Source organism: Glycomyces tarimensis (genome assembly GCF_054776215.1).
Map to the genome: position 1 here is coordinate 232,454 of NZ_BAAHCB010000005.1, position 20,558 is coordinate 253,011.

Sequence of the window (20,558 nt, forward strand, 5' to 3'; positions counted from 1 at the left end):
GCGTCACTCTCGGTGAGTAGTCCACTTTTGGCGTCCCGATTCGGTGTCCCGATTTCGGCGTCTCTGAGCGGGACAGTGCGCTTGCGCGGTTCGACCAGAGCCGATGACTGCTATCCAGCGGTGCCAGAGACCGGCCGCCAACCCGCCGGCGGGTCTTCGCCGACCCGGCCGTCCACGGCTTCGCGCAACAGATCGGCGTGGCCGGTGTGGCGCCCGTACTCCTCGACCAAGTCGAAGACCAGCCGCCGCAGATTCAGATGACCTTGATCCGGCCATGCCAGGTGCACCGATTGGTCGAGGTCACCGTCCGCAAGCGCCGCGCCCAGCCTCGCTCGACTCCGTTCGACCGCACCATCCCACAGCGCGTACAGCTCCCCGGCCGTGTGGCCGGCCGTGTCGAAGGTGAATGCCCAATCCTGGCGGAAGTCCCATCCGAGCGAGTCCCACGGTTCGCCGGGGAGTTCGCCCGACAACTTGGCGGTGAACATGACATCCTCGCAGGCGGCGAGGTGTTTCAGTAGACCTCCGAGCGTGAGATCGGAACTGCCGATCCGAGTTTCCAAACCCGCTTGGTCCAGATCGTCGGTCTTCCACCGGAAGGTCGCACGCAGCCGGTCGAGGGCTCCGAGCAGATGCTCGGTCTCGGTGCCCGCCAGTGGAGGCTCCCACCAGCAATCGTCATTGTCGTTCATGGCCGTGAATATATGCCCGGCCGCCGACAATCGCTAACAAACCGTGGAGAGGAGAACGCCTCTCGAAGGAAGTCCCGGTAGGCCTCGGCCGACGCCCGGAGCGCCACGGTCGCGTTCGGCGGCTCGGGGCGCCACGGACGGGTGTCCACAATCAGCTCTCCAAGCGTCCGGCCGCCGGTGGTCTCGACGCTCACGGAGGCACGGACGTCCTCGGTGACGATGTCCGGCCGCACCAGGTAGGCGATGCACATCGGGTCGTGGACGGGCGCGGACAGTTCTGCGGCGCCTTCGACGGCCGCCTGGTCGTGTGCGATGCGGTGGCGGATGAGCATCGCGGTCCCTTGCGCCGCAGGAGTACCGATCTTGTCGAACTCCTCGCAGTCGCGATCGGAGAGCGGCGCGCTGTGCGTGGCGTCGAGCGGGACGATGACGACGTCGCGAATCCCGGCGCCGAGCACCGCGTCGGCCGCCTCCGGGTCGACCCAGAAGTTGAACTCGGCGGACGCCGTGACATTGCCATTGCCGTGCGCCCCTCCCATGATGACGAGCCGGGGGATGCGCTCGGCGAGGCGCGGCTCCGCCTCGAGTGCGAGCGCGACGTTGGTCAGCGGCCCGGTCGCCACGAGCGCGACATCGGTGTACGAGTCGTCCATGTACGCGCTGACCAGGAACGAGACCGCGGATTCCCGCTCGGCCACCGACACCGCTTCGGGGAAGTCGAGGTTGGACTTCTGGAAGCCGCTGTCCGCGTTGAGCACTGCGCGTGGAATCGGAAAATCGGGCCGCGTGAGCGGCCGGGAGGCACCCGCGTACACCGGCACCTTGGCGCCGACGTGATCGAGCGCCCGCAGCGTGTTGTCGGTGACGTGTTCGAGGGCGACGTTTCCATTGACGGTCGTGACGCCGATCAGGTCCAGCGCGGGATGCGCCGTGGCGGCGAAGATCGCGATCGCGTCGTCCGAGCCGGTGTCGCAATCGAGAATGAACCGGGCGGCCATCTCGACTCCTTGCTGTTCGATCATCGGATGCGACAACCTTAACGCTCGCGCGCGAACCTCGTTTCGCGTCTTCCAGGCCTGGTCGCACCGGATCGGTACGGTCGGATCGTCTACTGAAAGGGGCCGGAACGTGTCGGCGCGGATCGATTTGACGCTTGACTGCTCGGACGCGAAGCGGCTGGGCGAGTTCTGGAAGCTGGCGCTCGGGTATGTCGACGAGCCGCCTCCCGAGCCGTTCGCCACCCGCGAGGAGTGGCTGCGGCACCACGAGGTGCCGCAGGAGGAGTGGGACGACGGCGCCTGGCTCTGCGATCCGGACGGTGCGGGTCCGCGCCTGTCGATCCTCGGCGTGCCCGAGCCGAAGACGGTGAAGAACCGGCTCCACCTCGACATCCGCGTGGGCGGACAGGGTAGCCCGGAGGAGCGGTGGACACGCATCACTGCCGAAGTCGAGCGGCTGACCGCCGCCGGCGCCACCGTGCTCTCGGAGTACCCCCGCCATCATGTGACCATGGCGGACCCCGAGGGCAACGAATTCTGCGTCGCTTGACGTGGGCGCCTCGGTATCGCGTTCGGGCTTGAGCTCGGCGGCGGGCGTTGATAGCGTCAGCCCTTGTGACTTCTCCGCTTCGCGTGTTCGGGCCGCTGCAACAGACCTATAGCGGCTGGCAGTCCGCCGCGCTGGCGATCGGCGGCCCTGCGGTCGCGCTGGCGGCCCGGGGTCCCGAGATGATGCCGGTGACCATGTCCAACCACTCGCACGCCGAGAACTGGTTCGAACTGCTCACCAGGCCGCTGTGGGGTCTGGCGCCCGCCAAGGCCGCCGTCCCCGGCGACCTCTGGGCCCAGCTCGCCGAAGCCCTCGCTCGCGCCCTCGATCCCGACGACGAGTGGTACATCGGCGACATCCGCGACGGCAACCAGCGCCGCGTCGAGGCCGCCGCCGTCGGCTGGGGCCTCGCCAACGCGCCCGAGCACCTGTGGGAACCGCTGGCCCCCAGGGCCAAAGACCATGTCGCCGCCTGGCTGTCGCAGGCGTACACCACGGGCGTGATCGACAACAACTGGCACTACTTCCCGGTGTTCGCCGGGCACGGCCTCGACCGGATCGGCGTCCAGCGCGACCGCTCGATCGCCGAGGCGCACCTGGAGCGCATCGGCGAGTTCCGGCTCGACGACGCCGTATTCGAAGACGGCGTCGGCGGTCGCGTCGACTACTACAACCCCTTCGCCTTCCACACCTACGCGCTCCTGCACTACAAGCTCGGCGGCGACGACCGCTTCGTGGCCGACGCCGCCGCCTTCGCCCGCCGGTTCCGCTCCTGGTTCGCCGCCGACGGCGCCGCCGTCCCCTACGGCCGCAGCCTCGGCTACCGCTTCGCGCAGGGATCGCTGTGGGGCGCGCTGGCCGCCGCCGACATCGAGGCCGTGCCGTGGGGCGAGGCCGCCGGCTTCGCGCGCCGCCACCTCGACTGGTGGTGGGACAAGCCGATCCTCGATCCGGAGGGCCGCCTCACCGTCGGCTACGCCTATCCGAACGACGCCCTGGTCGAGCAGTACCTGAGCGCCGGATCGCCCTGGTGGGCCATGAAGATCTTCACCGGCCTGCTCGCCGAGTCGACGCACCCGTTCTGGACCGAGGAGGCCGCCGAGCCCGGCCCGGTCATCGAGCCGCACCAGGCCGCCCGAGCCGTCCACATCAGAGATACCGGCGGCAATGTCACCAGGCTCAACGGCCAGGCCGCGAATCGCCTGTTCCGCGGCGGCCAGGAGACGTACGCGAAGCTCGCCTACTCGACGCTCGCCGGGTTCTCCCACACCGCGCCCGGCCTCGACCTGGAGAGCGCCGTGCCGGACGGCGCGCTGCTGCTCTCCGACGACGGCCACCGCTGGCGGGGCCGCGAGGATTTCGCGGACGGGATGATCGATGAGAACGGAGTGCTGACGGTCGACTGGCAGCCCTGGGACGACGTGGCGGTGACGACCTCCCTGGAGGGCACGATGGACGGGTGGCACGCCCGCGTCCACGTCGTCCAGACCGACCGGACCCTGCACACAGGCGAGGGCGGCTGGTGCGTGCCGAGGCCGGGCCACACCGCCGAGCGCGGCGAGGGCCGCGTGGCCGTGAGCGGCGGCGGCATCCGCAGCGAGATCATCGACAGCGACGGGGGCCGCGTGGCCGAGGTGATCAGCCCGAGGGAAGGGACCCACCTGTACTGGCCGATGACGGTGCTCCCGGTCCTCAGAGGGGTCCTGCAGCCGGGCCACCACGTGCTCAAGTCGCTCATCTACGTCGGCCGCGCGTGAGCGACGCCCGGCAAGCTCGGGTTCGCACAGAGTTTGGAGAATATTTTCGCATTCTGACCTATCCATGAAGCGTTTTTTCATGGGATCTTGTGTGGGACGACGAACAGCGGCTCGGCGCCCTGCCCCCAGGGCGACGGCCGACGACCCCCCGAAGGCTAGGTCCCATCGTGCGCACGACCCCCTGGATCCTCGCGGCCGCCGCCCTGGTCGCGACGCTCCTTCCCGCACCCGCGACGGCCCAGGACGCGGCCGCCGACGCCATCACCGTCGACAGCGAGAGCACGGCCCTCGCCCCCGGCATCACCCTCGAGTCCTTCGACCGGTGGGAGGACCAGGGCTGGCTGCGCGCCGACGCCGCCACGGTCGACCTCACCGCCGACGTGCGGCCCGAATACCTTTCCCCCGGCTCGATCGCCGACGCCGCCCCGATCCGCGAGCAGATCGAAGGCCATGAGGACGTGGTCCTCGCCTTCAACGCCGACTTCTTCGACATCAACGACACCGGCGGCCCGGAAGGCGTCGTCATCGAAGCCGGCGAGCTCGTCAAATCCGCCGACACCGGCACCGCCAACACCGTCGCCTTCGACGCCGAGGGCCGCGGATCGGTCCGCTCGATCGGCTTCACCGGCACGGCCACCACGGACTCCGGCGCGCTCGAGCTGCACGGCGTCAACACGACCAAGCTTCCGGCCGGCCGGATCGGCCTGTACACGCCCGAATGGGGCAGCGCCGACCTGGACCGCGTCGCCGACGGCGCGGCGCAGGTCACCGCGGTCACCGTGGTCGACGGCGTCGTCACCGCCGTGACCGACGCGCCCGAGGAGGGCGCCATCGCCGAAGGCAGCGTCATCCTCTTCGGACGCGAGGCCGGCGCCGCGTCGCTCGCCGCGCTCGCGATCGGCGACGCCGTCACGATCGACTACGCCCCGGTCATCGACGGGGCGGTCCCCGAGACCGCGGTCTCGGGCCGCCAGGTGCTCATCGAGGACGGCGAGGTCGTCGGCCACAGCGACCAGGCCCGCCACCCGCGCACCGCCGTCGGCTTCTCCGAGGACGGCCAGACCATGTACGTGGTCACCTTCGACGGCCGCCAGGCCTCCAGCGGCGGCTACACCCTCACCGAGGTCGCCGAGCAGCTCCACGCGATGGGCGCCCACAGCGCGCTCAACCTCGACGGCGGCGGCTCCTCCACCCTGCTCGCCCGCGCCCCCGGCACCGACGAGCTCATCGCCGTGAACAGCCCCTCCGACGGCCACCAGCGCTCGGTCGGCAACGGCCTCGCGCTCACCGTCCCCGCCGGCGACGGCAAGGCCACCGGTTTCGCGGTCGAGCCGCAGGCACCGTTCAACCCCGGCGCGATCGCCCCAGCCGACTACAGCCGCGTCTTCCCCGGTCTGAGCCGGCCCCTGTCGGCCGCCGCCCACGACGCCACGTACGCGCCCGCCGAGGCCACGCCACGCTGGCGGACCACGCCGTCGTGGTCGGGCTACGTCGACTCCGACGCCGTCTTCCACGCCGGCCACCACTCCGGGACCGTCACCGTGACCGCCCGATCCGGGTGGGCCGACGGATCGACCGAGATGACGGTCCTCGACCCGCTCGCCCAGATCGAGCCCTCGCAGCGGCTCCTGTCCCTGCCCGGCGCGGACGCCACGACCGCGCTCCAGCTCATCGGCGCCGACGCGGCCGGTTTCACCGCGCCCATCGACCCGGCCGACGTCGACCTCGAATACGACGAGAGCCTGTTCGCGATCGAACCTGACGGCCTCGGCGGCTACACCGTCACCGCGAAGACCGACAGCGGATCGGGCACCGTGACGCTCACCGTCGGCCGCCACACCACGAGCCTCGCCGTCACCGTCGGGCTCACCGAGCAGCTCGTCAGCGACTTCGCCGACGCCGAGCAGTGGACGTTCACGGCCGCCCGCGCCACCGGATTGGTCGCGCCCGGCGAAGGACACGACGGTGACGGGCTCACCATGAGCTACGACTTCACGCAGTCCACCGCCACCCGCGCCGCCTACGCCTGGCCCGCGGCGAGCATCGCGGTCGAGGGCCAACCGCAGCGGTTCGGCATGTGGATCCACTCGCAGGGCAACGGCGAATGGCCCTCACTCCACCTCAAGGACGCCACCGGCGCCAACGTGGTCCTGCGCGGCGACTACCTGACATGGGAAGGCTGGCGCTGGGTCGAATTCGAGGTGCCCGAAGGCACCAGCTACCCCGTCGAGGTCTACCGCTTCTACGTCGCCGAGACCGGACCGACCGCCTCCTACCACGGCGAGATCACCATCAGCGGCCTCGTGGCGTATGTGGCGCCCGACGTCGAGCTGCCCGCCGCCGAGCACCGGCCCGACCCGCTCATCACCGACGACCTCGACGGCGCCGACTGGACCTTCGCGGTCATGTCCGACGCGCAGTTCGTCGGCGAGAACCCCGACAGCGCCATCGTCGAATCCGCCCGCCGCACCCTGCGCGAGATCAAGGACTCCGAGGCCGACTTCCTCGTCATCAACGGCGACCTGGTCGACGAGTGCGAGAGCGAAGACCTCGCCTTGGCCGAGCGGATCCTCGACGAGGAGCTCGGCGACGCGATGGACTGGGTCTACGTGCCCGGCAACCACGAGGTGATGGGCTGCGACCTCGACCAGTGGTCGGCGCTCTTCGGTCCCGCCTACCAGACCTTCGACCACGGCGGCACCAGGTTCGTCACGCTCGACACCTCGGGGCTGACCATCGCCGAGGGCGGCTGGGAGCAGATCGTCATGCTCCGCCAGGCGCTCGACGAGGCCGCCGACGACCCTGACATCCACTCGGTCGCGGTGGTCGCGCACGTGCCGCCGCACGACACCAGCCCCCAGCAGGCCAGCCAACTCGGCGACCGGCTCGAAGTCGCCGTCGTCGAGCGGTGGCTCAGCGGCTTCGAGGCCGACAGCGGCAAGGAGGCGGCCTACATCGGCGCGCACGCCGGCTACTTCGCCGCCGACCACACCGACGGCGTCGCGTACTGGGTCAACGGCAACTCCGGGAAGGCCCCGCACGGCAGCGCCGAAGAGGGCGGATTCATCGGCTGGACCGAGTTCGGAGTGAACGAGTCCGGCTCGCCCTGGCGCTGGGGCCACCAGGAGCAGTGGCTCTCCGCCCAGGTCCGCCCGCAGGTCGACGCCCTGACCGTCGAGGCGGCGAGCCTCCAGCCCGGCGAGACGATCGCGATCGACGCCTCCCTGACCCAGGGCGAGACGGTGATGCCGGTCGGCTACCCGATGAGCGTCGAATGGACCGGATCGCGCGACCTGTACGTCGGCGCGAACCCGCCCGGTCCGCTGCACTGGTGGCGCTACGACGCCTGGTTCGACCCGGAGACGAACGAACTCCTGGCTTGGCGCGGCGGCGAGGTCGAGCTGACCGCGACCGTCAACGACGTGGAGGCGACCGGCACGATCACCATCACCTGAGTCCACACCCCAGCCGGGTCGCCTCGATGGCACGTTCGGGGCGGCCCGGTTTTTCGCTGCCCGCCGGACCCGCTTGCCACATCTATCGATTATCGATATATTCTTATCGTGACTCGATTGAAGGAGATCCGATGGGTAAATTGACCGTCCTCGCGCTGCGCATCGTGCTCGCGGTAGGACTCGCCGGCACGCTGTGGGTACAGGCCATGTTGATTCCACTCTTGATCGTCGACATCGCCGAGGCCGGCGGCCCCTACACCCTGCGCGTCATGATCGCCGCGGTCCTCGAACTCGGCGTCGTGACGATCCAGGTCACCGCCGTGTGCGTCTGGCGGCTGCTGACGATGGTGCGGAGGGGCACCGTGTTCTCCCACGCCGCCTTCCGGTACGTCGACATCATCATCGGAGCGTTCGCCGCTGCCGCGGTGCTCACCTTCGCCTTCGCCGTCATCCTCGCGCCGACCCCGGTCGCGCCGGGACTGGTCCTGCTCATCTGCGTGGCGGCATTGATGGCCGCCGGCATCGCGCTCATCGTCCTGGTCCTTCGGATGCTCCTCACGCAGGCCGTCGCCCGCGACGCTGAGGCGCGCCACCTCAAATCTGAGCTGGACGAGGTGATCTGATGCCGATCATCGTCGACATCGACGTGATGCTGGCCAAGCGCAAGATGTCCGTCGGCACGCTCGCCGAACGCGTCGGCATCACCCCCGCCAACCTGGCCGTGCTCAAGAACGGCCGCGCCAAGGCCGTCCGCTTCACCACCCTTGAAGCGCTGTGCGAGGTCCTCGAATGCCAGCCCGGCGACCTGCTCCGCTGGGAACCCGACCGCTCGACGGTCGAAGCCGCGGACTGACGACGTTCTCTCCTTCGGTTTGACCGGTCACGCGGTCGCCGAAGGACAGGGCACCGCACTTCGATTGGGCCGCCCTCGTCGGAGGAGAACAGTCACGCCAGGTGTGTGTGCGGCATCCTGTGCGGGTGACGTGGCTTCATTCGAGAGGACGCCACGGCCTACTCCTGGCCGGCATCGGCGGGATCGCCAAATGCGCAGCCTCGCAGCGTTCGCTTCGAAGTCCTGCGTGGACGGGACCTTGGTCATATTGACGCGTACATTGATCTTGCCTAGCATCATCTCGCTCGGACCAAACGCGACAGGACACAAGGAGCAATCGATGCGAGCCCTCGTCTTCCACGGACCCGGCGACATGCGCGTCGAGCGGGTGCCCGACCCTGTCCCGGGTGCAGACGAAGTCCTGCTCAAGGTCCTCGCCACCGGCATCTGCGGTTCCGATCTGCACGGCTACACCGGCGCGAACGGCCGCCGGCACCCCGGCCAGATCATGGGCCACGAGACCGTCGGCCGCATCGCCGCCCTCGGCGACTCGGTGCAGGCCGAGGAGGGCCTGGCCGTCGGCGCGGTGGCCACGGTGAACCCCGTCATCGGCTGCGGCGACTGCCGCCAGTGCGCGGTGGGCACCGAGCAGCACTGCCCCAGGCGCCGCGTCATCGGTGTCGACCCGACGCTGCAATCGGCCTTCGCCGACTACATGACCGTCCCCGCTCGCAATGTCATCGCCCTGCCCGACGACCTCCCCGTCGAGTACGGCGCGCTCGTCGAGCCGCTGGCCGTCGGCTACCACGCCGCCGTGCGCGGCGCGGTCGCGCCGGACGACCGGGTCCTCGTCGTCGGCGGCGGGCCGATCGGGCAGGCCTGCGCGCTGGCCGCTCGGCGACTGGGGGCCGATCGCGTCGTCGTCAGCGAGCCCGGCGCAGGCAGGCGGGAGCTGGTGGAGGCCATCGGCTTTCCGACCGTCGCACCCGATTCCGGCGAGTTCGGCGAGCTCGTGACGAACCGCCTCGGCGGCCCGGCCACCGTCGTCTTGGACGCGGTCGGCAGCAGCGGCAGCCTCGCCGGCGCCTTCGAAGCGTCCGGGCGCGGCGCGCGGGTCGTGCTGGTCGGCATGAACGCCCCCGAGATCACGCTCCCGGCCTACGCCGTCAGCACCGACGAGCGCGCCCTCATCGGCACGTTCTGCTACCCCTCGGCCGAGTTCCGAGAGACCGCCCGCTGGGTCGCCACCCGCCCCGACGGCATCGAGCAGCTCATCGACGGCCGTTCCCGCTTCGAGGAAGGGCCGACCGCCTTCGCGAACCTCGCGTCGGGCGCGCTCAGCGCCAGCAAGATCCTCGTCGTCACCGAGGACTCCATGTTCTAGCCTCGGGGGCCACGACCGACGCGGGAGTCCTGGTGGGGTGCCTCGAAGGCCCCGAAGTGGGCGACTTCCACGAGAGCTGCCGGTATCGGTCGTCGGACGGGGCGATCACCACCGCCGCCTTCCTCGGCGACCAGTTCGACATCAAGGCCTGTGAACTCCGGACCGGCGCGCTCGTCGCGGACCACTCCCGCGAGATCGGCAACCCGTGTCCGGACCCGTACCCCGCCAGATCCACTGCATCGTCATCTCCTGGCGGGCAGCACGATCGCGTCCGAGCTCACCGCCAAGGACGTCTGTCAGAGGTGCTACGGCCTCATGGACTGATCGAGCGCGTCCAGCCAGTGCGCGACGGGGCCGGCGGTGAGCATCCCGCTGCCGGCCCCGGCCAGCTCCTTCGCGGCCGGGGCGAGCGCCTCTCTGGCGCGCCGCATCGCCGGCACGTCGCCCGCTGCGACGGCCGCCCTCGCCACAACCGTCCACAGTGCCTCCATGAGCAGGTCGCGCGGCGGCTCGGGAGCCCGTCGCAGCGCCGCCACCGCCTCGTCGCGAAGCCCACGCGAAGCGAGGAGCAACGGCCGCACCCACGGCTCGTAAGGGCCCCAGTCGGTGCCGTCGCCGACATTGAGCGCTGCACCGTGCTGGAGGCGCAGGCACAGCAGCGCGAGCGGCGCCAGTCCGCGCTCGACACCGGGCATGCCCGCGCCTCGCAGGCGGGACGCCGCCTCGCGATACGCGGCCTCCGCTGCCGGGAGAGCCGCACCGTTCGCGGCGAGGCGCAACGCCCGGTACCAGGCCGTGAAGACGCCCACGAGCGGACGCTCGTGCCGCTCGGCCAGCGCCTCGGCCGCCGCCGCGTGCGCGTCCGCCGTCGCGAAGTCCGCGAGCGCGCATTGCGCCTGGAGTCGCACGAGGTGCCCGAGGATGCCGAACTCCGGCAGGTCGTGCCGCTGGGCCAGCGCGACCAGCTCATCGCCGATCGCATCGCGCTCGGGCGCGAGCCCGGCGCGGTCGAAGGCCTGCATGTACCGCCCGTTGAGCGCGAACGCGAGCAGTGTCGGGTCGCCGAGATCCCGCGCGATCCGCTCGGCCTCCCGCGCCGCCTCGGGGCCGCGAGCGCCCCTGGTGCCGCGCGACTCGACCGCGACGGTGGCCAGCAGCCGCGCCCGCACCGCCTCGCTCGCCGCCGGACCGAGTGCGGCCAGCGTCCGCTCGGCCGCGGCGACGATGCGTGAGGCCAGCGCCGGGTCGTCCGACCGCGTCCAGATCGCCGGGACGTCCCAGGCGCCGATGACGCGCGCGGTGAGGTGGGGATCGCCGAGCTGCTCGGCCGCCTCCACTGCTGCGATCCGTTGCGCCCGTGCCGCTTCGAGGCCGCCTGCCCCGGTCACGGCCAGGCCGCGCAGCAGCGTGGCCGTCGACTCGAGCCGGGAGCGCGAGCTCGCGTCGACGGTCTGCTCGAACGCCGCCGCGGCGCGTGACCACAACTGCTCGGCCTCATCGGCCTCGCCGGTGCCGCGCAGCAGGTCCGTCTCCAGGTCCCGCAAGCGCGGTCCCGGGTCGAGCCCCAACTGCTCGCGCAGCATCGCCCCGGCGTGCCGCACGACCGCGAGCGCCTCGCGCCGCCTCCCGCTCCGGTACAGCGCCAGGGCCAGCAGCCGCCAGGCCTCCTCCCGCCACGGATGCGCGCTCGCGTGCGCGTCGAGATCGGGCACCGCCTCGGCGGCGCGCCCGAGCGACAGCCGCGCCCCGCCGAGGCGCTCGACGGCGGTCAGCCGCAGTTCCTCGAGCCGGCCGCGCTCGGCGCGCGCCCACGGCTCGTCGAAGTCGGCGTACGCGGCCCCGCGCCACCATCCGAGTGCCTCGTCGAGGACGGCCGCCGCCGTGCTGGGCGCGGCCGTGGCCGCCTCGGCGAGGGCGGCCTCGAACCGCCACGCGTCCACCGCTTCCGGCGCGGCCCGCAGCGCATAGCCCGGGCCCTCGGTGACGAGCAGGCGTGCCGGGGCGCGCGGCGCGCGGTCCGGTTCGATCGCGCGCCGCAGTGCCGCGACGAAGGTGCGGATTGCGCCCACCGCGCCGTCCGGGGGCTGTTCCCACAGGTCGTCGGCGAGCCGGTCGACGGAGACGACGCGCCCGCGGGCGGCGATGAGCCGCGCCAGCACCGCCCGGTGCCGCGGCCCGCGCAGGCCGATCGGCCGCCCCGCGCCGTCCCTGGCGGCCACCGGCCCCAGCACTTCGAATCCGACCTCCACGGCGCCTCCTTCGGGATCAAACTATCGCGCTCATCGAACGCTCATCGGCCGTCGGCACGCTCGACGGGTCAACCGAGACGAGAAGGAGCCTTCATGTCCATCGCCATTCCCGGATTCGAGCACCGGCGCATCGAGGTCGCCGAAGGCGTGTCGCTGCACGCGGCGGTCGGCGGCGCCGGCAGCCCCGTCGTGCTGCTGCACGGCTTCCCGCAGACGCACCTGATGTGGCGGCACGTCGCCGCCGACCTCGCCGCCGACCACACCGTCATCTGCCCCGACCTGCGCGGCTACGGCGTCAGCGACAAGCCCGCCGAACAGGACCCGGACACCTACTCCAAGCGCACTATGGCCGCCGACGTCGTCGCCCTCGCCGCCCGTCTCGGCTTCTCGCGTTTCGCCCTGGCCGGGCACGACCGCGGCGCCCTGGTCGCCTTCCGCGCCGGGCTCGACCACCCCGAGGCGGTCACGCACCTGGCCGTCTTGGACGTGCTGCCGACACTCGACATGTGGGAGGTCCTCCACGGAGCCGGCGCCGCCGTCGCCTGGCACCTCTACCTCATGGCGCAGCCGCCCGGCCTGCCCGAGCGGATGATCGCCGGGGCCGCCGACGAGTTCTTCACGCACTTCCTCGACGCCTGGGTCCGCGACCCGGACGCGATCCCCGCCGACGTCCGAGCCGAGTACCTGCGGGCGTCGGCGTCGGCCGTCGACTCGATCGTGGCCGACTACCGCGCCTCGGCCGGCGTCGACGTCGAGCACGACCGGGCCGACCGGGACGCGGGCCGCACGCTCGCCATGCCCGTCACCGTCGTCCAGCAGGACTGGGGCGCCGCCCTCGGCTACGACGCCGCGGGCCTGTGGGGCGCTTGGGCTCCCGACCTCGACCACCGCACCACCGCCGCCGGCCACTTCATGGCCGAGGAGGCCCCCGCCGAAGTCGCCGCCGCGATCCGCTCGCTGCTCGCTAGGTGAGCGACGCCGATCCAGGATGAGGCGGGTCGTCCGGGCCGCGATGGGGTACGCCTGCCGGTGAGGACCGACAGCACCGACAAGGAGACGCCATGCCGAAGAAGATCCTGTTCATCGTGACGGCCGCCGACCATTGGACCCTGGCCGACGGCTCGCGCCACCGCACCGGCTTCTGGGCCGAGGAGGCCGCCGTTCCGTTCGAGGCCTTCCAGCACGCCGGGCACGAGATCACCGTCGCCACGCCCGGCGGCGCGGTCCCGCCGGTGGACCCGGCGAGCCTGAAGGCCGTCGACGGCGAGGAGTACGCCGAGAAGATCCACTCGATCATCGGACACCACCAGTTCCAGGAACCGGTCGCGGTCGCCGACGTGCGCATGGAGGACTTCGACGCGGTCTATGTGCCCGGCGGCCACGGCCCCATGGAGGACGTGGCGTCCGATGAACACTGCGGGCGGCTCGTGACCGAGGCGTACCGGAGCGGCAAGCCGGTCGGCGTGGTCTGTCACGGCGCGGCCGCACTGCTGAGCGCCGCCGGCGAGGACGGGGCCAACGTCTTCGCCGGGCGGCGCGTCACCGCGTTCACCAACGCCGAGGAGAAGATGGGCGGCCTGGCGGAGCAGGCCCCGTGGCTGCTGGAGGACCGCCTGGTCGAGGCGGGCCTGAACGTCGAGGTCGGCGAGCCGTACGCCTCGCACGTCGAGGTCGACGACAATCTCGTCTCGGGCCAGAACCCGGCCTCGTCGGCGCCGGCGGCCGAGGAGATGCTCAAGCAGCTCTAGGTCTGCTCGAGCGTCGGTCTCGACTCACCCGGGTCAGTTCGTCGACGCGGTCTCGGAGGTCTCGCCGGTGGGCTCCTCGCCGCCGGCGGTGCCTCCGCCGCAGTCGGGCTTCGTGTCGCCGCTGGTCCACTCGGGGTACTGGCAGATCCACTGGGCGATCGTGTCGTTCTGGATCGCCTGGTACAGCGCCTCGGCCGCGATCTGCTCGGTGCCCTCGTGCGTCACCACGTAGGAGGTCCCGTTGATGTCCTCGGCCGAGGACGGCACGCCGATCGAGATCATCGAGTTCGGGTCGATGTCGGCCATCTGCGTGATCATGTCCGTGAGCTGGTAGCCGCCCAGGTCGATCGTGAGCGATTCGCCGAAGCCCTCGAGCAGCTCCACGGCCTTCGTCGGGTTCGTGTGGTAGCCCTGCGCCTTGGCCTCGACCAGCAGCTGCTTGATCGCGTGCTGCTGCATCTTCTGGCGCCCGAAGTCGCCCCACGTGCCGTTCTCGTAGTCCTCGTCCCAGTCCCAGACGTACCGCTGGCGGACGATATCGAGCGCCTCGTCCTTGTCGTAGCGTCCGCAGCCGCCGGGATAGGTCACGTCCGTGTGGATCGAGGTGATCTCGTGCCACAGGCACAGCTCGATCGTCCCCAGCTCTTCGACCAGGTCCAGGAAGCCCTCGAAGTTCGCGATCGCCCCGCCGTCGAAGCTCACGCCCGTGAGGTGGGTGATCGTCTCGGCGGTGTTCTGGAACGACTCGCCCCAGTCCTCGGAGAAGGCGAACGCCTCGGTGAGCTTCGTCTGGTTGGCCGGGACGCCGCTGGGGATCTCCACCAGCAGGTCGCGCGGCAGCGAGATGAGGCTGATCTCCGTGAGGTCCTCGTTGATGTGGACGATGATGTCCGCGTCCGTGCGGGCCAGCCCCTCGGCGCCCACCCGCTCGTCGGTGCCCAGGACCAGGAAGTTCAGCGGGCCCTCGATGTCCTCGCCCTCGGACTCCACGCGCTGGTCGCCTAGCAGGTCGTCCGTCTGGACCGAGTTGTTGACCAGGTTCACGCTCACCTGCGTGGCGATCGCCGCGCCGCCGGAGACCACCATGACCATCGCGCCCACGACGACCATCGTCTTCGCCCACCAGGGCGACGACGCTCGGGCCGCATGCTTCATCGGCTCGCTCACTACTGCTCCCAGTGCTCTGTGACGGCTCGCACGCTTTGCCGCGGCGGAGTGATCCGCTCCTGCCACCTAACACGCGCAGGACTCAGGTGGGGTTGCGTCCTCAGCACGATAGAACACTCGCTCTCAGTAGCCTCCTGAGCCTCCGGTTGGGGTGGAGGATGCCCCGGACGAACCGGACGTAATCCAGAAGTACAGCACGACTGCCGCAATGATAACGCCGATCGTGACCGCGATCGCGATCTTCCACGCGCTCCACGGGCGCTCGCCGGTGACCCGCCCGGTCTGGCCGCTCACGAGCACCTGCCACGACTTGCCGCCGAACAGGTACACCACGAGCCACACCGGCAGCAGCAGGAGCTTGTACTTGATGCCGGTGTACGTCGTGTCGACCGAATGCACCCGCTGCTCGTCGCCGCCGATGTCCCGGCGCACGTCCTGCTCGATGACGCGCGCCATCTTCTCCTTGGCGTGCGCCAGCCCCTCCTCCGGCTCGACGTCGTAGCGCTGCGTGTGGTGGCCCGAGAGGAACTCCGGCTGGTACGCCAGCGCCTCGTTCGTCGGCCAGTCCTCGCTCAAGGCGTTCAGGTGCTTGCGGGAGACGTGGTTGGTGGCCGGCACGACCACGTCGTCGAAGGAGCGCGATACCGAGCCCCGCGCCGGATACCAGCGGGTGCGCCTGGAACGGTTGCCCTTGTCGTCTTCCACGTAGTAGTGCTCGCCGCGCTGACCGGTGTAGCGCGAGTACGTCTCGGCGTCCCACGTCCAGTGCGGCAGGTAGGTGCTCTTGAGCGACTCGGCCTCGTCGACGTGCTTGAACTTGTTCGGCGCGAACCAGCGGCTGCGCACCCATTCGCGCAGGCGCTCGCGCGCGGCCGAGCGGTCCACCTGGAACGGCAGCACGCCCTCGGGCGGCACCAGGTCCGGATCGAACGTGTCGACCACGACCGGCGCGTCGCAGAACTGGCACACGTCCGACCACGTGTCCGACTCGGTGTGCGCACCGCACTGGGTGCACACGAAGAGGTGCGCCGGGACCTGGTTCCTGGGGCGGCGCGGCTTGGCGGCCAGCGACTCCCAGTCGCGGTCGACCACGCGCCGGCGCTCCAGCTCGATGTGCACCTCGGTGCCGCAGTACGGGCAGCCGAGCGAGCTCGAGCCGGGCTTGAACGCGAGCTGGGCGCCGCAAGTCGTGCAGGGGTAGGTCTGGCCGGTCGTCTGTTCGGTCACGGAGGGCTCCTATTGCGGGGGCAGGGGCGGGGGCGTCGCCCCGAAGACGCTCGCGAGTTCGGGGATCTGTCCGGCTGGAAGCCAGCTGGCCTGTCCGGCCTTCCACGCGAGCGTCTCGCGCGTCAGTTCGCCGGTGGCGGCCTTCTGCCGCAGCGCCGCCTCGTCGAACGGCCCGGCCTGGCTGCCGCCGAGGCCCAGGTACCACTGTGCGGCGTTCGGCAGCGGCGGCGGCGCGGCAGGCGCCGACTGGGGCTGGGGCCGCTGGTTGTTCATGTTCTGCGCCATCTGCTGCCCGACGGCCATGCCGGCGCCCAGGCCGAGGCCGTCGGCGGCGCCGCCGCCGTGCTGCGCGGACGTTTCGAGGGCGTTCGCCGCCTGGAACTGGGTGTAGGAGTTCAGGTCGCCGACCAGGCCGATCGAGGTGCGCTTGTCGAGCGCCTCCTCGACCTCCTTGGGCAGCGAGATGTTCGAGATCGTGAACGAGGGGACGTCCAGGCCCAGCGTCGACAGCTGCTTGGCGACCGTGCCCCGGAGCTGCTCGCCGATCTGGTCTTGGTGGACGGCCATGTCGAGGATCGGGATGCCGGCCGAGGCGATCGCGGGCGCGAACGCCGCCACGACCTTCTCGCGCAGCCAGCTCTCGATCTCCTCGGTGCGGAACTGCGCGTCGGTGCCCGCGGCCTCGCGCAGCAGCTTCGCCGGGTCGACGACCCGGACGCTGTAGGCGCCGAAGGCGCGGATGCGCACGGGCCCGAACTCGGGGTCGCGGACCATCACCGGGTTCTTGGTGCCCCATTTGAAGTCGGTGAACTGCCGGGAGTTGACGAAGTACACCTCGGCCTTGAACGGCGAGCTGAACCCGTGCCGCCAGCCCTTGAGGGTCGACAGGATCGGCAGGTTCTGCGTCTCGAGGGTGTAGGTGCCCGGCCCGAACACGTCGGCGAGTTGCCCCTCGTTGATGAACGCGGCCGTCTGGGACTCGCGGACGATGAGCCGCGCCCCCATCTTGATCTCGTTGTCGTAACGCGGGAACCGCCAGACCATGGTGTCGCGCGAGTCGTCCAGCCATTCGATGATGTCGACGAATTCACCGCGGAGTTTCGAGAACAAGGCCTCCACACCTTTCTTCAGATCAGGGTCGACTCCACTCTAGTGCGCAACCGCATATCGCGGGTTCCCACCACGGGCCCGCGCCCCACCGGCCCCACGCGTTCGCCATCCCACCTGCGTGGAGACCGCTTCGGGCTCAAACGCATCGGCCCGCGGGCGGGGTGCGAAGGCGGTAACCGCCACTAGATATATCCGCTTGGGGGTGGCAGGATAGGGCTGTGACGCCACGGAAGGAGACCACACCTGCGCGTGATTATGCCGAGGAGTATCGGCGCCTGCGCGCGCTGATGGGATCGGGCCGGGTAGCCGAGGCCGTCGACAACGCCACCACGATCGCCTACAATGCACCGACGGCGCAGCGGCGTGCCCAAGCGTGGCTCTTCATTCTCCAGGGGCAGATCAGCCAGCGGGCCATCGCCGAGATCCCCAACACGCTCGACCAGTCCGACTCGGCCGTGCGGCGCTGCCGCGACTACCGCCTCACCGGCAAGTTCCACGCGCTCGCCGCCTGGTACCACCACCATCACGTCAAGTCCCTCCACTTCACCGCGCAGCATCTCGTGCTCGCCTCCCGCGCCCTGCGCTCCATGAACGAGGCCAGCCAGGCCGCGGTCGACGCCTGGTACGACCTGGCGGTGGTCATGAGCAACTGCGGCTACCAGCAGCAGTCCTCCGCGGCGCTCGACGAGTGCCACATGCTCGCCGAGCGCATCGGCATCCCCAGACCCTCGGTCGAAGGGGTCGAGATCCGCGTCCGCGAGGCGCTCCTGGCCTACTACACCGGCGACCCGCACGCCTGCATCGGCTTGCTGCGCAGGGAGCTGCGCCGCGTCAAACCGCATCTGCACGACTTGGACACGCGCGAGATTGAATGGATTCACTACGCGCTGGGCCGTCTGAGCCTCCTCGGCTTCTCCGAACAGTGGTCGGTCGAGCAGCTGCTGCCTGCGACGACCTCTTCGGCCGAGGCCCTCGACCTGCGGGCCCTGGCCCGCGCCTCCCGGCTCATCGCCCAGGGCCGCGGTCCCGAGGCACTGGCGACACTGGAGGCGCGCGAGATCGGGGACGAGACGATCGGGGTGATGGAGCCCGAGCACCTGCGCTCGCTGGCGCTGGTGGCGACGGGCGACCACGCCGAGTCGATCCTGGCCGCGCACCAGACGACGTACGCGCTGTACAAGCAGATCAACGAGTTCCACACTATCTACCTGGACTCGGCCGCGGCACTGGTCGACCACGACCAGCTGCGGCGGGCCGCCGCGGGCTGGGCCGACCGGGCGAACACCGACGACCTGACAGGGCTGCCGAACCGGCGCAAGCTCGACGCCTTCCTCGCCGAGGTCGTCGGCGACGGGATGATCGCGGTGCTCGACCTCGACGGCTTCAAGGCCGTCAACGACACGCACGGCCACCAGGCGGGCGATGCGATACTGCAGCGCGTGGCCGCGCTGCTGTCCAGTGTGGTGCGCTCGGGGGACCTGCTGGCGCGCACCGGAGGCGATGAGTTCATCCTCGTCCTGCCGGGCGCCACCGAGTTCGACGCCGACGCGGTCTCGGAGCGGATCCGTGTGGCCGTGGCGGCCGAGAACTGGGAGTACTCAGTCCCCGGCACGCCGGTCGACGTCTCGATCGGTTGGGCCCGCCTGGTGCCCGGCGGCAACCCCGCGCAGACGCTGTGGGCCGCCGACCAGGCGATGTACCAGATGAAGCGGTCGCGGAAGTCCTACTGAGCCGCGGGCTCGGCCTCCTCCTTGACGCTCGCGTACTTGCCGATCCACTCGCGGTCGGGCCTGCGACCGACCAGGCCGAAGGCCCAGGCGGCGATGAGGCCGGCCGCGAAGCCGGGCAGCAGCGAGTACACGCCGCCGGGGGAGTCGAGCGCCTCCCAGGTGAAGACCGTTCCGGCGCCGACGATCATGCCGGCGAGGGCGCCGAGCCAGGTCATGCGCGACCAGTACAGCGACAGGATGATGATCGGGCCGAACGCCGAGCCGAACCCGGCCCAGGCGTAGGCGACGATGTCGAGCACCGTGCCGCCTTGGAGCGCGAGGACGTAGGCGATGACGGCGACCACGACGACGGCGCCGCGCCCGATCCACACCAGCTCGGCGTCGCGGGCCTGGCGGCGCATGTAGCGGCGGTAGAAGTCCTCGGTGACGGCGGTCGAGGCGACCAGGAGCTGGGAGTCGGCGGTCGACATGATCGCGGCGAGGACCGCGGCGAGGACGATGCCGGCGATCCACGGGTTGAACAGGTCCTGCGTGAGCGCGAGGAACACGGTCTCGGGGTTCTCGAGCGGCTCGTCGAAGTAGGCGATGCCGGCCAGGCCGATGAACACGGCGGCGGCGAGCGTCACCAGCACCCAGGAGGTGCCGATGCGGCGGGCGACCGGGACGTCCCCTGCCGAGCGGATGCCCATGAAGCGCGCGAGGATGTGCGGTTGGCCGAAGTAGCCGAGGCCCCACGCGAGCAGGCCCGCGATGTACACGAAGGACAGGCTGGAGCCGTCGGTCCAGGCGCCGTCGGCGAAGCTGGCCTCGTCGAACCAGTTGAGCAGGTCCGGGTGGGTGCGCTCGACGTCGCCGAACAGGGCGTCGAAGCCGCCGAGCGTGCCGACGACAATGAGCGGGACCACGACCAGCGCCACGAACATGAGGACGCCCTGGATGAAGTCGGTGAAGGACACGGCCAGGAAGCCGCCGAGGAACGTGTAGACGACGATCACGATGACGGCCACGGTGATGGCGAGCGTGGGGTCGACGTCGAAGATGGTCTCGAACAGCAGGCCGCCGGCGACCAGGCCGGAGGCGACGTAGACGGTGAAGAACACGCCGATGATGAGCGCCGAGACGATCCGCAGCAGGTGGGTCCGGTCCTCGAAGCGCGATTCGAGGTAGGCGGACAGGCTGATGGAGTTGTGGGCGCGCTCGGTGTAGGTGCGCAGGCGCGGGGCGACGAACAGCCAGTTGAGGTACGTGCCGATCGCGAGGCCGACGGCGATCCAGGCCTCACCGAGACCGAAGGCGTAGATGGCGCCGGGCAGGCCGAGCAGGAGCCAGCCGGACATGTCCGAGGCCTGCGCCGAGAGGGCGGCGGTGGGGGCGTTGAGGGAGCGCCCGCCGAGGGCGAAGTCGGAGAGGGTCTTGGTCCGCCGGTAGACCCAGACGCCGATGAGGACCATGACGAGCAGATAGGCGATGAAGGTCGTGAGGATCGGAGCCGATAGATCGACCATGTGAGTACCTCGCAATCGAAGGTTTTCGGGCAATGGCGCTGATCATACAGTGGCTCTCATCGCATAAGAACCCTTGAAATCATCACCCAGGCGAGTCTCCGCTACCGATATATCGACTTCTATACCCGCCTGGGTGTTTCCCAACCGCCTCCCG

16 protein-coding genes are annotated in these 20,558 nt (G+C 70.5%); 9 read left to right on the forward strand and 7 right to left on the reverse strand.

What is annotated here, in order from left to right; all coding sequences use genetic code 11:
* Window positions 1-110: 110 nt before the first annotated feature.
* Together ACYVK3_RS06665 and ACYVK3_RS06670 are read right to left on the reverse strand one after the other, a co-directional pair.
* On the reverse strand, window positions 111-692 hold the full coding sequence (locus ACYVK3_RS06665; RefSeq protein ID WP_460496503.1) for a DinB family protein: 582 nt from the start codon (window positions 690-692) through the stop codon (window positions 111-113).
* Window positions 689-1,714: a nucleoside hydrolase gene (locus ACYVK3_RS06670; protein WP_460496504.1), complete on the reverse strand. Its 1,026-nt coding sequence runs from the start codon at window positions 1,712-1,714 to the stop codon at window positions 689-691. Before ACYVK3_RS06670 ends, ACYVK3_RS06665 begins: the two co-directional genes overlap by 4 nt.
* 106 nt (window positions 1,715-1,820) lie before the next feature.
* Between ACYVK3_RS06670 and ACYVK3_RS06675 the strand changes: the two genes are divergently transcribed.
* The 6 genes from ACYVK3_RS06675 to ACYVK3_RS06700 all read left to right on the forward strand — a co-directional run bounded on the left by ACYVK3_RS06675 (window position 1,821) and on the right by ACYVK3_RS06700 (window position 9,668).
* The gene (locus ACYVK3_RS06675; protein WP_460496505.1) at window positions 1,821-2,240 is read left to right on the forward strand and encodes a VOC family protein; all 420 of its coding nucleotides are present in this window, start codon (window positions 1,821-1,823) and stop codon (window positions 2,238-2,240) included.
* A gap of 65 nt (window positions 2,241-2,305) precedes the next feature.
* On the forward strand, window positions 2,306-3,997 hold the full coding sequence (locus ACYVK3_RS06680) for a DUF2264 domain-containing protein (protein WP_460496506.1): 1,692 nt from the start codon (window positions 2,306-2,308) through the stop codon (window positions 3,995-3,997).
* Between the two features lie 167 nt (window positions 3,998-4,164).
* Window positions 4,165-7,452, forward strand: a complete 3,288-nt coding sequence (locus ACYVK3_RS06685; RefSeq protein WP_460496507.1) for a phosphodiester glycosidase family protein — start codon at window positions 4,165-4,167, stop codon at window positions 7,450-7,452.
* A 131-nt stretch (window positions 7,453-7,583) separates the two neighbouring features.
* Window positions 7,584-8,075, forward strand: a complete 492-nt coding sequence (locus ACYVK3_RS06690) for a DUF2975 domain-containing protein (protein ID WP_460496508.1) — start codon at window positions 7,584-7,586, stop codon at window positions 8,073-8,075.
* Complete coding sequence (locus ACYVK3_RS06695) at window positions 8,075-8,305, forward strand: helix-turn-helix domain-containing protein (protein ID WP_460496509.1); 231 nt, start codon at window positions 8,075-8,077, stop codon at window positions 8,303-8,305. Before ACYVK3_RS06690 ends, ACYVK3_RS06695 begins: the two co-directional genes overlap by 1 nt.
* A gap of 319 nt (window positions 8,306-8,624) precedes the next feature.
* Window positions 8,625-9,668: a zinc-dependent alcohol dehydrogenase gene (locus tag ACYVK3_RS06700; protein ID WP_460496510.1), complete on the forward strand. Its 1,044-nt coding sequence runs from the start codon at window positions 8,625-8,627 to the stop codon at window positions 9,666-9,668.
* A 305-nt stretch (window positions 9,669-9,973) separates the two neighbouring features.
* Here ACYVK3_RS06700 and ACYVK3_RS06705 read toward each other — a convergent pair whose 3' ends face one another.
* Window positions 9,974-11,917, reverse strand: coding sequence for an AfsR/SARP family transcriptional regulator (locus ACYVK3_RS06705; protein ID WP_460496511.1), 1,944 nt, complete (start codon window positions 11,915-11,917; stop codon window positions 9,974-9,976).
* Window positions 11,918-12,010: 93 nt separating this feature from the next.
* On the opposite strand from ACYVK3_RS06705, the gene ACYVK3_RS06710 reads away from it, so the two are divergent.
* A complete protein-coding gene (locus ACYVK3_RS06710) occupies window positions 12,011-12,889 on the forward strand; it encodes an alpha/beta hydrolase (RefSeq protein ID WP_460496513.1) in 879 nt (292 codons plus the stop codon).
* Between the two features lie 89 nt (window positions 12,890-12,978).
* On the forward strand, window positions 12,979-13,665 hold the full coding sequence (locus tag ACYVK3_RS06715) for a type 1 glutamine amidotransferase domain-containing protein (RefSeq protein WP_460496515.1): 687 nt from the start codon (window positions 12,979-12,981) through the stop codon (window positions 13,663-13,665).
* A gap of 33 nt (window positions 13,666-13,698) precedes the next feature.
* Here the strand turns inward: ACYVK3_RS06715 and ACYVK3_RS06720 are convergent, their stop codons facing one another.
* The 3 genes from ACYVK3_RS06720 to ACYVK3_RS06730 form a co-directional block, all read right to left on the reverse strand.
* Window positions 13,699-14,832, reverse strand: coding sequence for an LCP family protein (locus ACYVK3_RS06720; protein WP_460496516.1), 1,134 nt, complete (start codon window positions 14,830-14,832; stop codon window positions 13,699-13,701).
* 123 nt (window positions 14,833-14,955) lie between these two features.
* Window positions 14,956-16,059 carry a TFIIB-type zinc ribbon-containing protein gene (locus ACYVK3_RS06725; RefSeq protein ID WP_460496518.1) on the reverse strand — a complete coding sequence of 368 codons (1,104 nt, stop codon included), beginning with the start codon at window positions 16,057-16,059 and terminating at the stop codon, window positions 14,956-14,958.
* A 9-nt stretch (window positions 16,060-16,068) separates the two neighbouring features.
* The gene (locus ACYVK3_RS06730; protein ID WP_460496519.1) at window positions 16,069-17,169 is read right to left on the reverse strand and encodes an SPFH domain-containing protein; all 1,101 of its coding nucleotides are present in this window, start codon (window positions 17,167-17,169) and stop codon (window positions 16,069-16,071) included.
* Between the two features lie 218 nt (window positions 17,170-17,387).
* Here ACYVK3_RS06730 and ACYVK3_RS06735 point away from each other — a divergent pair, with 218 nt between their 5' ends.
* A complete protein-coding gene (locus tag ACYVK3_RS06735) occupies window positions 17,388-18,899 on the forward strand; it encodes a GGDEF domain-containing protein (RefSeq protein ID WP_460496520.1) in 1,512 nt (503 codons plus the stop codon).
* On the opposite strand, the gene putP is transcribed toward ACYVK3_RS06735, so the two are convergent.
* Entirely contained in the window at window positions 18,893-20,404 is a 1,512-nt protein-coding gene (putP, locus tag ACYVK3_RS06740; RefSeq protein ID WP_460496521.1) for a sodium/proline symporter, read from the reverse strand. The two genes, ACYVK3_RS06735 and putP, sit on opposite strands and share 7 nt — an antisense overlap.
* Window positions 20,405-20,558: the final 154 nt, after the last annotated feature.